The 15,302-nt window shown below is 48.3% G+C and carries 9 protein-coding genes; all 9 read right to left on the bottom strand.

The features are described from left to right. Window positions 1-47: 47 nt before the first annotated feature. On the bottom strand, window positions 48-5,276 hold the full coding sequence (locus H8B09_RS28855; protein ID WP_191207035.1) for a rhamnogalacturonan lyase family protein: 5,229 nt from the start codon (window positions 5,274-5,276) through the stop codon (window positions 48-50). Between the two features lie 373 nt (window positions 5,277-5,649). Continuing rightward, window positions 5,650-6,393, bottom strand: coding sequence for a hypothetical protein (locus tag H8B09_RS28850; RefSeq protein WP_191207034.1), 744 nt, complete (start codon window positions 6,391-6,393; stop codon window positions 5,650-5,652). A 191-nt stretch (window positions 6,394-6,584) separates the two neighbouring features. Beyond that, window positions 6,585-7,121: a DoxX family protein gene (locus H8B09_RS28845; protein WP_191207033.1), complete on the bottom strand. Its 537-nt coding sequence runs from the start codon at window positions 7,119-7,121 to the stop codon at window positions 6,585-6,587. A gap of 413 nt (window positions 7,122-7,534) precedes the next feature. After that, on the bottom strand, window positions 7,535-7,774 hold the full coding sequence (locus H8B09_RS28840) for a cold-shock protein (RefSeq protein ID WP_397376106.1): 240 nt from the start codon (window positions 7,772-7,774) through the stop codon (window positions 7,535-7,537). Between the two features lie 64 nt (window positions 7,775-7,838). Continuing rightward, window positions 7,839-8,039, bottom strand: coding sequence for a cold-shock protein (locus H8B09_RS28835; RefSeq protein WP_191207031.1), 201 nt, complete (start codon window positions 8,037-8,039; stop codon window positions 7,839-7,841). Window positions 8,040-8,285: 246 nt separating this feature from the next. Further along, window positions 8,286-9,404 (bottom strand): acyltransferase family protein, encoded by a 1,119-nt coding sequence (locus H8B09_RS28830; protein ID WP_191207030.1) that lies wholly within the window; start codon window positions 9,402-9,404, stop codon window positions 8,286-8,288. Between the two features lie 151 nt (window positions 9,405-9,555). Next, window positions 9,556-10,962 carry a hypothetical protein gene (locus H8B09_RS28825; protein ID WP_191207029.1) on the bottom strand — a complete coding sequence of 469 codons (1,407 nt, stop codon included), beginning with the start codon at window positions 10,960-10,962 and terminating at the stop codon, window positions 9,556-9,558. 377 nt (window positions 10,963-11,339) lie between these two features. Next, entirely contained in the window at window positions 11,340-12,302 is a 963-nt protein-coding gene (locus H8B09_RS28820; RefSeq protein WP_191207028.1) for an aldo/keto reductase, read from the bottom strand. A gap of 32 nt (window positions 12,303-12,334) precedes the next feature. Next, window positions 12,335-15,037: a UxaA family hydrolase gene (locus tag H8B09_RS28815; RefSeq protein WP_191207027.1), complete on the bottom strand. Its 2,703-nt coding sequence runs from the start codon at window positions 15,035-15,037 to the stop codon at window positions 12,335-12,337. Between the last annotated feature and the right edge of the window lie 265 nt (window positions 15,038-15,302).

Raw genomic sequence — 15,302 nt, 5'->3', positions numbered from 1 at the left:
CCACTACCGCATGCGGTAGTGGATTTCGGTTGAAGATATAACTGCCCTTACAGATCAAGCCCAAGATCAAGCACGATGTTCAGCATCCGCATGATAATTGTCACCGACTCATTGCGAGTAGCGGTATCGTTCGGTGCGAACTTGCCGGCGCTGACACCGTTCACGATGCCTGCTTGGCTAAGCTGATTGATATTGCCAGCAGCCCAATGACCGCTGATGTCGGAGAACTTCGATGCCCCGTTAGCTGCGCTCATGTTCAGTACGCGAGCTAGAATTGCGGACATCTCGGCACGAGTGATCTCTTGATCAGGATTGAATGCGCCTTTGCCTGTACCCTGTACGATTCCTGCACGATGCAAGGCTCTGATAGCGGCATCCGCCCAGTGACCATCCGTATCGGAGAAGGAACCGTTCTCCCCTGTCGTATCAATACCTAAAGCACGGACGATCATCGCAACGAATTCAGCGCGCGTTACATGATCCGAGCCTTTAAACTTGCCGTTAGACTTACCTTCGACAATACCAAGCTGCGCAGCATATTCGATCGCTTTGGCAGCCCAATACTTCGCTGGCACGTCAGAGAAGTTGACTGGCGGATTCTCTTGCAACGCTTGCAGCAGCCTAGCTTTGATCTGCTCTGCGTTCGCGATGTCGTTGTTTAATGCCGGCTTCTCAGGAGTAGGCGTCTGCGTGCCTGAATCTGTCTCAGAACCTTCCTCTGGTGTGGCGCCGGGGTCCGTCGGAGTTACCGGAGTCGGAGTCGGCGTCGGCGTATACGTCGTCGTCACGTTAATCTTCAGTGTCGCAGGTCCACCCTCGCTGAACAAGAAGGTTAAGACATCACCATTCGACAGCGTTGCCAAATAGCTGCTCTTGATCGTAATCACCTGTTTGCCATCCGCAGTTGCATCAACGAGGCAGTAGTCGGTGTCGGCAAGTGCAGTATCGCCTTTCTTGATTCCCGTAAGCTTATTACCTTTTAGTGTTGCCGTCACCGTGACGTCAGCTTTGGCATCCGTATAGAACGTTGCCGTCGCCGTCGAGAGCGTAGAATTCTCTACCGTATAGTAGAGGTTCGGCGTAGGAAGCTTCATAGCTTGAACATCGGAGCGAATGTCTTCCCCTAGGTAGAAGCTCAAATGCTCCGGCTGATTGTACATCGCGTTCTGCGAGTTCGCAGCCAAGCGATATTCCGGATCATGCATCAGCGTATAAATCACATTGTCCGTCGGAATATTCGTTGTGTAGATTCTCAAAGCATTATTGTCGTTCGTGCGAACAAGAACCTCATCACGCCAGTCTCCGAAGATATCGGCGATAAGGCTTGGATTCGCCTTTGTTCCGTTGTTGGAATAGGTTCCAGTCAAAGTCTGCAGCGTTGTAAGCTCGCTGTTCCCCGTTTCCACATCATAATTGAACTTCTTAATGGATGGAGGGTTGGGTGAGTTCAGGTTGTCTGGCCCATCAAAGAACTCGCTAAGCAAGTCTCCGTCCCAATACAGGATGAAGTTAACAGGAGCCTTGTTAGCTACGCCAATGTCTCCTACATCGCCTGTAATAACCTTGCCGCTCATAATATTGTACATAGGCGTTCCTACTGCCCAGACCTCGTAGCCCGGCAAAGGAGTTACATTGGCTGCAACGCCACGCCCGACATCACCAAAGTTAGCTGCATACGTCCATACAGGTTCCCCTGTGGAGCCTTTAACTAGGGTTACGTTGTTAGGAGGTCCGGCTTCATGTGGCTGGAACACATAGATCTCGTCGCTGTTCGGTACCATAGCGCCTACATGCAGCGCGTCTCCGTGACCTGCAGCTGCTGTGCCCCTAGTTCCGTTGGTGCTCCACAACAGTGTTCCGTCTTGGTCCAGCGTGACGCCGCCAAGCACAACCTCGCTATAACCGTCTTGATCCACATCGGCAATCTGTACGTTATGATTGCCCTGATTACTGCCGGCGTTCCAATCCGCTAATTTAAACGTCCAAATTTTCTCGATCTTACCGTCGATGTACTGATAGGCAGCTGCAAAATGCGGACCGTAGTGACCGCGTACCTCGATCACTGTAGGATAAGGCGCCGCACCCTGCTCTCCATTCTTCGGCATATACGCTACCGCTCCGTTGAAGCGGTCGCTGCGGTTATTGTTGGTGTCGCCCCAATTGGATGTGATATTGTACGGTGCAAAATAGTCGACTGTATCAATCGGCGCTCCTGTCTCACCGTTAAACACCGTAAATGTTTCCGGGCCGGATGCAACTCGGCCAAGCGCCGTATCGTTGACTTTGTTGCCGTTTGCCGGGTTCTTAAGACCGCCTACCCATACCGCTGTCGGGTCGCCTAGAGTCCAAGCTGGCGTATCTGTCAGGTCATTGATTGTACCATCCGCTTTAGGAAGGTAACCCCTGGTTCCGTCAGCAGTCTTAACCGTGAACTCCGCTTTGCCGTCCTGATCCAGATCATAGAAGTTGAACGCGCTATGATGCGCGCTGGACACGATATTGATACCCAGGTTGATTCTCCACAGCAGCTTGCCCTCAAGGGTATAAGCATCGAATATCGTCTCGCCGGTATGTCTGTTTGTCAGGCCCGGATCCTGAGCCTCAGACGGATACCATTTGACTAGAATTTCATACTTTCCATCTCCGTTAACATCCGCAACCGAGGTGTCATTAGCTGTGTATTTAATCGGTTCCGCATTGGATGTCGCGCCATAAGCAAGCGCCGGGTTCGGACGATCTGCTGGCTTCTGCAATGGAATGTCAATGTAATTATTAGTCCATGCAGTTGCAGGTTCGCTTATTGAACCGGTATTAATCGTCTCTACTTCGTATTGGTCTCCGGCTTTACCGCCAGCATCAACATAATCCAGCGTAGCAACCGGTGATGCATTAACTTTGACACCGTTTCTGTACACGTTAAAGGTTAAACCTTTGTTGTATTCCGAAGCGAGCAAACGCCATGTTACAAGTATGCCTTGTCCGCTATCTACCGGAACGGCTACCACCCCTCTGTCCAGCCATTCCATGGAGAGCGGCTCAGTAGTCGCTTTATCTTTATTGCGGTTCTCAATGTAAAGTTTCGCTTTTACTGCCATTCGGTTTACCGCTACGTCAGGAACGCTTGTAAGCGTGCCTACATAGGTGAATACGCCTTGTTTATTCGGGTCGTAAACGAGTGTCGCAGCTGGCGTAGACCATGGAGCTTCTGTTAATGCCCAAGTTACGCCTACCTCGGCTGTACTGCCGTCCGCCAGCTTAACATTAATTGTAGCCGGTAGATTAAGCCCTGCCTCGTCAGCTGCATCCCCGATATAAACAGTCTTATACCAGCTCTGTTGCGTGTTGCTGTCCGCCGTTGCGGGACGCTCCGGCAAGAAGTCATACGGCAGCACTTCCGTTATCGTGTCCGCTGAAAGCGGCTTCGTAAAGAAATACAAGTTATCAACGCCATTATCCGTAACGTCGACGTTATTCCCGCCCGCGCGCTCACCGGTAAGAACAAAGGAGCTTATTTGATTTCCCTCGAAAGGTACCGTCACCACCGATGGCACCGCGGCAGCATTATCCCTAGGAACAAGGGATACCGCAGCAGTCAACGTATCGAAATCAAACTCTATGCCTACCTTATACCACACATTAACATCTTTATAAGTAAACGCATGGTAACGGTCGCTGCTCCAGAAATAAGCTGGATCCGAGCCGGTCGGCCCTGGCAGAGTCCCTGCAAAAGCGCCTATTGTCCTTGCGCCGTTCCACGTGCCAGTTCTTAAACTAAGCAGAACATTGGCTCCGTCCTGGAAGCTTAGGTTAAACGTATTCTGTGCCGTGGTAACCGCCGGAACCTTCCAGTCTAAATTGACATAAACCTTACTGCCGTAAACGGCGTGAGGCAAATCTCCCTTACCGCCGCGATTACCGGAGCCGGCTGCATCAAATCTGAAATAATTATTGATCTGAGGAACATCTTCTCTAGCGAGTTTGTGGTAGGTGCCACCAGCGAATATCCACAGTGGGGTTGCATCGTCACCGGCGAAATTGCTGCCGAATGCCTGCGTGTACCCTTCCGCTAATAGGGCGGAGAAATCTGGCGTTGGTTCAGTAATCGATGGTACATATTTGACATTGATCGGCACACTGCCCTTGATAGTGCCGTCCATATTAGACGTAGCTATAAGATTAGCATCACCCGCACCAATGCCAGTAACAGTTACGCTGTTATCATCGTTAACATTTATAGTGGCGATGCTGTCATCGCTGATCGACCATGTGAACGTTCTATCTGTTGCATTAATAGGCATGACAGCTGCACTGAATGTGGCCGAGTGCTTGTCCGCAAGCGAACCTGCTCCATATTCCAGATTAGCAGAGGTTGGAGTTATCGTTATTTCACTTGGGTTAATGATCGGTTTGACATCGCCGGATGAAGCAGCTTTGAAGATGATGTTATCTACACGCATCCCGTAGGTGCTCTCATCCCAATCAACGCCCGTAACCGCATTAAACCTTGCCCAGTTCTGTCCGCTTGCCCGGCTCGCGCCGATGCTCAAGCTGGTCAGCTTATCGGAACCTATTGCGATCGGCTGTGGCGTGGTATATGCCCTTGAACCACCGTCGTTAACGCTGATTGAAGCTACTTGCGCCAGAAGATCAACGTTTATGGTTGCCGTAAGTTTCGTCAGCCGCGGTACTTCTGTTAGCGCATTAGTGGCGGTGCCTGTTGCCGGAGCATTATTAGCAGCCATATTGCCGGTGTAAAAGGATACCGTTGCCGGTGAGTTCGCATTCGTACCTCCTCCGGAAGTTCGAAGCGTTACGACTTGATCCATATCGTCGTTAAGACGAACGTCAAGCGAGTTTGCGCTAGGGCGGGTAATATCAACCCACCAATCAAAGGTAACTTCAACCTTATCTTTGCCGGTAAGGTCATATTCTCCGCTATTAAGGGGAAGCGTCCACCAATAACTTGCTTGTTTCGCCGTACTCGAATCGGTATCGGATCCTGGCGGTTGAATACGAAGCACTTTGGAGCCCATGTCCGCTACCGTAATTGAACCAGATCCTGAGGTTGCCGGAGCACCAGTGACTGTCCCTGCTAGCTCGCCATTCTCAAAGTCCAATACACTTCCCACTTGGGTCAAAGCGACAGTTGTCGAACCGCCATCAGCAGCCAATACCGTTTGAGGGATAACCGGAACAACTAGTGCCAGACTCAATAATAGGCTGGTTACTTTGACGCTTAACCTCTTCTTTACAGCCCTATGTGCTGTAGCATGCATAGAGACATAACCTCCTTGAGATGTTGTGCCATACTACATGTTACAAGTTTGATGAAGCGCTTTCACGAAGCGATAAGGCGGACGGCTACCTCCTTGTTCACAGGATGATTATATGCAACCAGATACATGGAGATCGTATTATGCTTTCCTCTTAGCAACAATAAGACATTCTTGATTCGTCCTAGGATGATCATTTTTAACCCATATGATCAAAATAGATAGGTTTGAACAGGATTCGCGGGCCTGATAAGGGGCTTATTATAATAGAATTGTTTGTGATCCGATCGGGAAAAGTCTGGTATACAAAAAAGACGGCTGAACAATGTAACTCATTTGTTCTGCCATCCTTAACATCGTTATCAACGTGCTCAGTTTAATCCACCCTCGTGCTAAGCACAAACTCCGTATCGTCTTCAACGCGCCAGTCGGCCAGCCCGAAACCCTTCTTTATGACTTCGCGCATCGTCGATAGTTCCGGCTCATATTGCAGCAGTTCGTGGATCAGCGTCGTGAGCTGCCAGCCCTGATAAGCAAATTCCCGTTCGCTCTCCTCAAACTTGTGATATTGCCTCAAACTGCAGGTACGTTTCACGATCTCCTCGCCGACAAATTGAAACGCGATCAGCTTGTGGAATCGTGACGGATAGACATACAAACAAAACGATGAACCCGAACCTTGAAGCGGATAACCGACGTTTAAGTCGCTAAAATCAAAATTAGCCATCGGTCCCCAAATGTGTTGCAAGAACAGCCGTAGCTCTTCACGGAAGATGGAAGCCTTCTTTTTACTTGCAACCTGTTCAATCCATTTATCCACATTGGGGTGATAAAAGTCGGTTACCACCGGAATCCGCTCATAACCGAGCTCGTATTTATAGTGCAAAGCATTATCGTCGATTGAGATCACCCGTCCATCCTGAGCAAAAATAATTTGACCCTGTGTCATCGTATTCTCATAGATAAACTTACCATCCCAATTACCCTTGAACTCCATCCACGCCATGATTTCCTTCTCATTATCCGAATGGTGCTTATCCAAATGATCCTTTAGCGGGGCGAACGCCTTGGTTAGCCACTTCTCCGTTACCTTCCTCGGGAATTCTACATTCTGATACATTTCCATCCTCCTCGAGAGAGACAAAAAAACACCGAGCAAGCAGAATATACATTCTACTCGCACGGTGCTTCCGTGTCCGGTCTATGATTTTGAAATGATTGTATCATGAAAAATAAAATCTGTCTCACAGCTGTATGAAATAGCTGACCCCCTCGAATCGAGGGGGTTCGTTTTTTGCTGGAGCTACTTAGCTAGTGGGCGTTTGCCGTACCGATAGGAGTCATTGTTTCGCCTCCACCAGGCTTCTTATGTTTGAGTGCTTTGCGCAGCAGCGGGAGCAAGTAGTAGTCCAATCCATAGCGTCCTGCGTTAGTACCTGCGAAGAGCACGATTCCTCCGAGAAGGACAAGCCATGGGTTCGTGTTCAGTGTTCCGGCGAACATGAACATGAAGTTCATTAAGAGTCCGAAGAAGGCTGCCGCTGCAGTCAGTCCCCCGAGAATCAATCCGGCGCCTACGAGGAATTCGCCGATTGGGATGATGATGTTAAAGAGCTTTACGTTCGGCATCGCGAAGTGCTCGATGAAGTATACGAAGTTCGGATAAACCAACTCATGCGTCGTTTTATCGGCGATCGGGTTCGCGATTGCATTTTTCAGAAATCCAGCAGCATCGAAACCGCCCGTCAGCTTGTGCCAGCCCCCTTCGATCCATTGGTAACCAAGGTAGACACGAATGAAAATCATAAGAATCGCAACATATTTATTAGTCCTAAGCCATGCTAACATGACAATCATCTCCGATTTTATTATTGTGATTTTTTTCACGTAATATCCTAAAAAAATAACTAGCTTCCGAATTACTCGATAAACTGGGATTGCCGCGAGATATTAGATCGCTCGAACCGAGAACGTTTCTGAACTGGGGTTTTCATGGTTCATACTTCCCTTCTTCTTGTTGCTATGTATTGCTTTCTCCTTGCAGCTTTAATTTAACATACTTCGATAGAGAAGAATGTGATTTATATCACATTCTTTGCAGAATGCAAAAAGAATTCGAGCAGCGATCCCCTTGAAAAGGTCTGTTAGAGGGTCTCATCGCCGCCTCTCCTAATAAAAGCTCAAACCAAAACCCACAACCTGTATGGTTCCGGATTTTGGTTTGAGCCGTGGAGAATGGAATTACTATCAAGATTACCTATTCACAGCTTAATCTGGAGTGGGCTCGTATTGGTGACGGCTGCCAGCATTTTTTCGCCTTTAACCATTTCGGATTGGCATAGAGAGCATACAGGAACGACGGAGAAAACAAAATTATCTCTCATCCATCCGCGACAGTTTTCATCTGTACAAGACCATATGGCGGTTGGCACTAGGGGGATTTCTTCAAGTGTTTTTTTTCGAGAATTATTATACAATTGTACATCCCTCTTTCTCTCCATGAAATAGATGTTGCGATAAAAAATGCCCCAAACGAAATGTTCGTTCGGGGCTTGAAGTACTAACTTACAGTTTTACAACATTCTCGGCTTGTGGTCCGCGGTTGCCTTGTACGACGTTAAATTCAACGCGTTGGCCTTCATCCAGGGATTTGTAGCCGTCACCAGTGATTGCGCTGAAATGTACGAATACATCGCCGCCGCCTTCTACTTCAATAAAACCGAATCCTTTTTCTGCATTGAACCATTTCACTGTACCTTTTTCCAATTGGATAACCACCTTATTTATATTTACATGACCTTCTTATCGAAAAAGAAATAAAAAATTCACATACCGTACAAGGTTATTGCCTCTAGGTAAATAACCCTCTACGCTATGTGAATTCAGTCACGACATTTATATATACATCATATCACACAAACCCTTAAATAGCTAATCCCAATGGACCCCAGTTTAATGAATAATCGTTAGGAGCTCTGATCTGATGATTAGCGGATGCCAGGATACTTCCTATTAAAACACACGTTTGGCATAAGGCAGCATTCGAATTGCACTGGCGACAATAAAACAAACAGCGATAGAAAGGGCCGAGACCATGATCCATTTAATGATAGCCGGTACGCCGACTCCATGAAAAGCGATCGTCCATCCGACAACGACTGGCGGGTGAATCAAATAGACCGTATAGGCATTATCAGATAACCATTTCGAGAATGCATTCATCGTATTGAATCTTCTGTGGAAATAAGAAAGCAGGAAAATAATGATCCCTAAACAGATGAATGGCTCCCACATCGCATAAAACAAGGCCTGCATGTTAAATCCGCCGTCAAAATGAACGTCTCCATCTAATGCCCCGGTTAAGATCAGTCCGAGTGGCAAAACGGGCACCACGCCAATCAACGCTACCCATTTCCATAACCGTTCTATTTTGCCCGGAATTTGTTCCAACCATCCTTGTCTTTGCGCAATAATACCAGCAATGAACAGCAATATGTAGGATGGAAAGTAACCCAATTGCAGTTCCAAGGGTCCCGTGCCCGTAGGATAAACCAGACGTACTGCAAATGCGCTTAATCCAAGAGCAATCGCCACAGTAACGAGCGTCTTACTGTTGGGAAAAACAATCGATTTCTTCGTGATCCGATCTTTTGTAAGAAGTCGAAAGAGAATATAGAGCAAGGTGAAGTAAATAGAGGCTTCCAGAAACCAAGCAGGACCAAAGAAAGTCCAACGGAAACTCCAAACGTTATCCTTATAAAACTGAACCATCGTTTGTTGATCTCGAAATTTGGCATACCATACCGTCATAGGGCCAATCACAAAATAATAAATGAGCAGAGGAATTCCTAGACGTACAAGCCGCCCCTTTAGAAACTGAAAAGCTCCTTTTCTCTCATACGATGTCGGGAAGAAATACGAAGAGATCAAAAAGAAGAGTCCCATGAAGAAAGCCTGGCATACTCCGGTAAAGATCGTTAACAGAACAATTGTCGCATTGATTTCGCTCTTATCTACGTCATCAAGAATCCATGACCCCGACGCTCCGTAAGCAATAGCGGTGTGGAATATTATGAGCAACATGGTTAGAAACGTACGTATGTTATCCAGAAAAAATAGTCGATTTTTCATTCCGAGTAATCCTCACTATTTTTATCCATATCATACCATATTAAAAGAAGCGCGGCTTAGCATAACCACAATTTGCCGGATTGTTGCTATTACATGCAAGCTGTTCACAAAAGCCCCTTGACCGCAAGCGATCAAGAGGCTACACCTATCACTAGAAATCAATTATGACCCATCTGTCTTTCGTTTTCTCGAGGCGTACTGTGAGCTTCCCATCTATCCCATTGTCCATCGATTCGGTAAGTATAATCGTCTTTACATTCATCTTCGGATCTACTTGCTCAATCATGCTCTCATTATCCATTAACAACTCATGCAAACTGAAAGTATCAAAGTCTTTGAATGTTTTCCATTGATGTTCGAATCTCAATAACTGATCCTCCGTACATGATGGACATAGCTCTGCTAAGCGCTGCGTTAACTCAGGAGAATAGCCATCATCGAGTACATGCAGCGTTATATATTGAGCAATGACATCCCGCGCCTCTGCAGGATACTTCCCTAGATCAACGCTAGTCCGAGTCTGAACAAACTCGTGGTTACGGAGTTCGAATGTTCGAAGTACATGATAATACATAACATCATAGCTATATCGCTCTTGTACATAACCATCATATTTCCCATCCTGATCGGCATCAATTAACTCATCTACACCAGCTCCGGTAGCAGATGCGCTATATGAAATCTCTTCGAGCTTCTCTCCTTGGAGGCCAATAAGCCAGAATCCATCCAGTCCGCCCCCATTAGACAAGCCGAACGCAATGACAGGCTCAGGCCGGTCCTGCAAATGAATGAACCGGATGTTATACACTCCATAAGCACTTTGCAGCGAGTCGCCCAATTGTTTGACTTCGCTATTGTTTTCGCCAAGTACATAAATTTTATAAACATCCGAGAATGCAATCACCGCTTCCTCGATCCCGTCCCCGTTTAAGTCTACGGTCTTGAAGAAGTTAACATCGTCAAGGCTTCCAAGAGAGTGTTCTTCAACAAAAGCCGCATACTTCTTAGGAACTACAATGGATTCAGGAACTTTAGCTTCCCCGTCCGCCGAAGAGCCCGCATCTTGATTCACGGCGTCAGGTACCGAATACGGTTCGCCATTCACCAGAATGCTCTTGATGCGCTTCGCTTTTTTATCGATTTTCACCTCGATGGTCAGCTTGCCTTGTTCATTCACAAGTTCATAATCCCAATATCCATTCTCCTTGGCAATAGCCAGCAGTTTATCCGGTAAGTCCTGCGAAGTCTTCAGAGCCTCTACATCCGGGTACTGAACATAAAACTTTGGATAGGTAGACTCATTCGTCAATATAACCTTATGTAACTCGAATGGCACACCTGACAAAATGCTCTTGACCGGATGCGTCCAAGTTGCGATGTCGGTAATAACAATCTCATCCCTCGACTCATTAACCATCTCCGCCTGCTGATCTTCAGTTGAGCTCGGTATCGATCCCTCCTGCTGCTCCTCGCGCGTCTGGTCCGAAGAATCCGATTGGCAAGCAGCAAGTCCTATTGTTAAAGATAGCAAAAAAATCGCTAACAGCCACTTCTTCACAATGACGCCCTCATCTCTTTAGTACCGACTACATTCAAACCCATCATATCCTACAAAAGTAGTTGACTCACTTAAAATTTGGATAAAGGGGCTACGGACCCTTCGCTTTTACCACATAAATAAACCCCGACCTTATGTGGTCGGGGTTTACAAACAATGCCTTGCAGGTCTACGGTGTAGAATGAATGAGATCCTTTTAGTAAGGTCCAGTTTAATGATTCAAGAATACGTTAACCTTTTCAGTCGGAACGAAAAGGGGTGTCGCCTGTCCTTTTGATATTTCCCCTAAAGCTTCAAAAGACTCATTACTGCTTATACTCATGCTCTAGCTCTCGCTGCATATTGCCACAGTGGCCGTTGTAAACTTGCTCAGCAGTCTAAAACCGCGTCGCTTCTGGATCGGTTACATCGTAGCCGAATGCGTCAAGCGCCGGCCATAGCTCAGCAGAAATCGGGTAATTCGCGAACTCTATCGTCTGGGCTACCCGTTCCGGTTTGGTCATGCCGATAACTGTACTGGCAATTCGCGGGTCGCGAAGAGAGAATTGAAGCGCAGCAGCCGCCAGTGGCACATCATACTCTTGGCAAACTTTCGCGAACGAACGCGCCCGTTCGATTACGATTGCCGGAGCTTCGCTATAGGCGTAACGTGCATAGGCATCCGGACCTTTGGCCAATATGCCGCTGCCATAAGGTGCGCCGTTAATGACGGCGACGCCCATACGACTCGCGACATCAAGCAATGGCTCGGCACATCGATTAAGCAGCGTATATCGATTATGCGTCTCTACAGCGCTGAACGCTCCTGTTTCGACATATTGAATAAGCATATCGATCGGTCCGCCAGAAATTCCAATGTTACCGATAACTCTTTGATCAAGATAATCTCTCAGCACCTCTAGAGCCCCACCGGGTCCCATAATGTTTTCAAAGGTGGTATGTTCAGGATCATGAATATAAACGTATTGCAGACGATCAAGACCTAAACGTTCGAGACTTCCTTCGATCGATCGTTTGATCTGTTCGCCGCTGAAGTCGCCGGTCGTCAAGTCGCGATCAGCTTTAGTCGCCAATACGTAATCTGCCGGAAGCCCGCCATTTGCTTTAATCGCTTTGCCGATTCTCCGCTCGCTCTCGCCATTGCCGTATGCTGCAGCCGTATCCAAGAAGTTGATCGAGCTCTCGAAGGCAGTACGAAGCGTGTCCAGCGCCTGTTCTTCCAGCACACCATATTGGAAGGTTTCCGGCATATCTCCAAGCGGAGCGGCTCCAATACATAGCGGCGTTACGAGCAAACCGGTATTGCCGAGCGGCCGTTTGGATAAAAGTGTGTTCGACATCGTGTAGTCCTCTCTTTTCATTAATATCTAGATTATAACGACACGCCCAAGAAGCCGCGCGTCATTTGGAAATCGATATTACCTTTCTGGTAGAGACGCGGCACATAAGTATGCTCCATAATCTGCTTGCTTCGCTCAAGAATTTGACTCACCCATACGTCCGGGCTGCCCATGAGTACCAAATCAAGATCTTCCTGATGATTCTGCAGCATGCCCTGCTCTGCTGACATTTGCAGCATCGGTACGAACGGATGCGTCTGCATCGGACGGTTGCCGACCAGTGCAATCACTAATTCTACACCTGTAGCAGCGAGTCCCGTAATTGTCTCAACCCAATGTGTTGTAGGTGTCTCCATAACGTGGAGGCCATTGTTGCGAACATGTTCACCATAGGCGATGGACGGGCAAACTTGAGACGATGCAAAAAGGTGTTGGCCGAATGTTGTCGCTGCAAGCAATCCACTGTTCTCAGGAACGACGACCACGCCACCAGCGCCAACAATCATCTTGGTCAGCTGCGCTAGCTGTTTGCCAGCATCGTCGGTAATGGCACCGTCGCTTACGATTCCGATACGGAGTCCTTCCAGACCGACCGTCACCTTCTCTGCAGGCTCGACTGCTGCCAATCGATCGGCAAACCAAGCTTCGACCTTCTCGCTCACCTTGGCGATTCCCCCGTCAAGCTGGATGCTAGCATATCCGAGGCGGCTTGCATCGACGCCATGCACTTCCATCTGATGACGCATATAATCGTTGTGCGTTTTCTCGCAGCCATGCTCCAGCAGCAAACAGTGCTCCACCATCGGGTGCGTAATATAGCCAATCATCGTACGGGCAAACAGCGATTCAGCCGGTCCTCCTGATGTACCGCAGCCCTCCGTGTGTGCCAATGTGACAAAGCGAGAGAGATCAGACTGTCCTGCTCCTTGCTTGTTCAGACGCTGAGTGATCATGTTAGCTACTTGTCCAGCACATAGACTCGTCGGCACAATCAATCCAATATTGTCACTGGACTGCCGATCGCGATGTCGAGTAAAAGTAAATTCAATTGGATTAGCCATCGTTACTGCATCCTCTTGAATTTCAATTGGCGCTCCTGTCGGTACTGGAGCGTGCAGCAAGGCATCCAGCTGGCCCGCATCGTTCTGCTGCCAGTTGCGCCAAATTTGTACCTGAGCATGGCCCGCCTTCTCACCGACGCTTCGCTGGCCGGAAGCGATTTGGATCGCCAGTTCGAATACCTCTTGGCCCAGCTCATCCATCGACTTGCCTTCCAGATATTGTCCCGCATTCACGTCCATATCATTCGAGAGCAATTGGAAGCGGCGAGTCGTTGTGACTACCTTGACCGTCGGCACGTAAGGGAAATTGGTGATCGAACCGTTGCCCGTCGTAAAGAAGATCATGTTGCAGCCTGCGGCTACCTGACCAGCGATGCTCTCCAGGTCATTGCCAGGACTGTCCATGAAATAGTAGCCGCCGTCCTTCATAAGCTCCCCATACTCGGTTGCATAGTCAATCCGCGTTACAGGGTCTTTCTTCATGGCTGCGCCTATGGATTTGAGATAAATGTTGTACAAGCCGCGATACATGTTACCGCCAGATGGGTTACCTTCCGCGCTGGTGCCGTGCCACGACGTGCGTTCCTTAAACCGATCTACAAGTTCAAGAAATTTGCGTGCGGTTTCCACATTACGTACTTTTGAGAGAATATAAGGCTCCGCACCAATCAATTCATCGGTCTCAGCCAGGCTGGCCGCGCCGCCGTAACGCACCAATTGTTCCGACACCCAGCCCAGCAGCGGATTCGCGGATACGCCAGAGAATGCGTCCGAACCGCCGCACTGCAATCCGATACGCAAGTGACGAATGGATTCGGGCGTCCGTTGCATCGCATTAACAGTAGGCAGCCACTCCCTTACTAACGCTTCACCCTTAACTAACTCCTCGTCGAAGCTGTCTGTGAGCGACACGAACTTATGGAGCACATCATCGATCGGGTAGCCGTTCTCGCGCGCATAAGCCTCCACCATTTTGTTCGTGATCGATTCATTGCCATAATCGACAACCAATACGGCGCCAACGTTAGGGTTAGCGATAAACCCAGCTAGCGTACGAAGCAGCAATTCAGCGTTATTGGGATTCTCCGTGCCGCCTTCCGTATGCGCTGCAGGAACAATTCCGTCGACATTCGCATAGTTCTTGCATTCGTCATGCAGACGAGCGGCAAGCTTCTTCACATAGCTGCCCGTGTGCGAAGTAGTGCCAAGCAGGACAACGTAGTTCCGGGTACCAACCCCGCGATCTACATGGCGACGATACCCCATGAAAGTGCGCGTATCCTCGTAAGCTGGCGATGCTGGCGCCGGCTGGAAGTTCTCCTCGTCAAGAACATAAGGATGAACTTGATCCGCAAAGTTGGGCACAGGCGGCAATGCGAATGCCAGATTACGCACACTAAGCGCTTGCAGAACAGTTTCGTTGATCACATAGTGACCGGGCTGAATTGGCTCTAACGCCGCGCCGAAAGGCAATTGCCACGACAGCAGCTCTTCCCCTTGTGCAATTGCTTTCACCGCAAATCGATGACCTTCCATAACCGTATAATCCAAGGTGAAGGACTGGCCCTCAAACTGAATAACGGTACCGGAGTCCAACTGGCGAATCGCAACGGCGCAGTTATCCCCGGGCAAGGGAAGTCTGGCTACTTCTTCAAATTGATAAACAACGTTCATTTATCATTGGCTCCTTTGTTGTCAGATTTTCAACGCCATCTTCTGCAATTATCTTACTAGTAAGCAGTAATAAAATTATATCACTTATCCGCCCCTACGTGTCGTAGCTGATAAATAGTAGTTTTAAGACTTAGGCAGTTTTGCTCCAAAATCGTTTCCTAAGACTGCAAAATTCCGGCAGGTTCGGAGTATAAGCGCATCCTTCGTTTATGTGCTATTGTGTTACCGTCGGGCATACGGCATCAACGCTGGTAGTTATTTGTTC

Source organism: Paenibacillus terricola (assembly GCF_014779765.1).
GTDB classification, from domain to species: domain Bacteria; phylum Bacillota; class Bacilli; order Paenibacillales; family Paenibacillaceae; genus Paenibacillus_T; species Paenibacillus_T terricola.
This window is presented reverse-complemented; position numbering and strand designations above follow the sequence as displayed.

Bases quoted from the DNA above. Each gene is read 5' to 3' on its own strand.
- H8B09_RS28850 (WP_191207034.1), bottom strand. From the start codon at position 6,393: ATGTATCAGAATGTAGAATTCCCGAGGAAGGTAACGGAGAAGTGGCTA.
- H8B09_RS28855 (WP_191207035.1), bottom strand. From the start codon at position 5,276: ATGCATGCTACAGCACATAGGGCTGTAAAGAAGAGGTTAAGCGTCAAA.
- H8B09_RS28840 (WP_397376106.1), bottom strand. From the start codon at position 7,774: ATGGAGAGAAAGAGGGATGTACAATTGTATAATAATTCTCGAAAAAAA.
- H8B09_RS28845 (WP_191207033.1), bottom strand. From the start codon at position 7,121: ATGTTAGCATGGCTTAGGACTAATAAATATGTTGCGATTCTTATGATT.
- H8B09_RS28830 (WP_191207030.1), bottom strand. From the start codon at position 9,404: ATGAAAAATCGACTATTTTTTCTGGATAACATACGTACGTTTCTAACC.
- H8B09_RS28815 (WP_191207027.1), bottom strand. From the start codon at position 15,037: ATGAACGTTGTTTATCAATTTGAAGAAGTAGCCAGACTTCCCTTGCCC.
- H8B09_RS28820 (WP_191207028.1), bottom strand. From the start codon at position 12,302: ATGTCGAACACACTTTTATCCAAACGGCCGCTCGGCAATACCGGTTTG.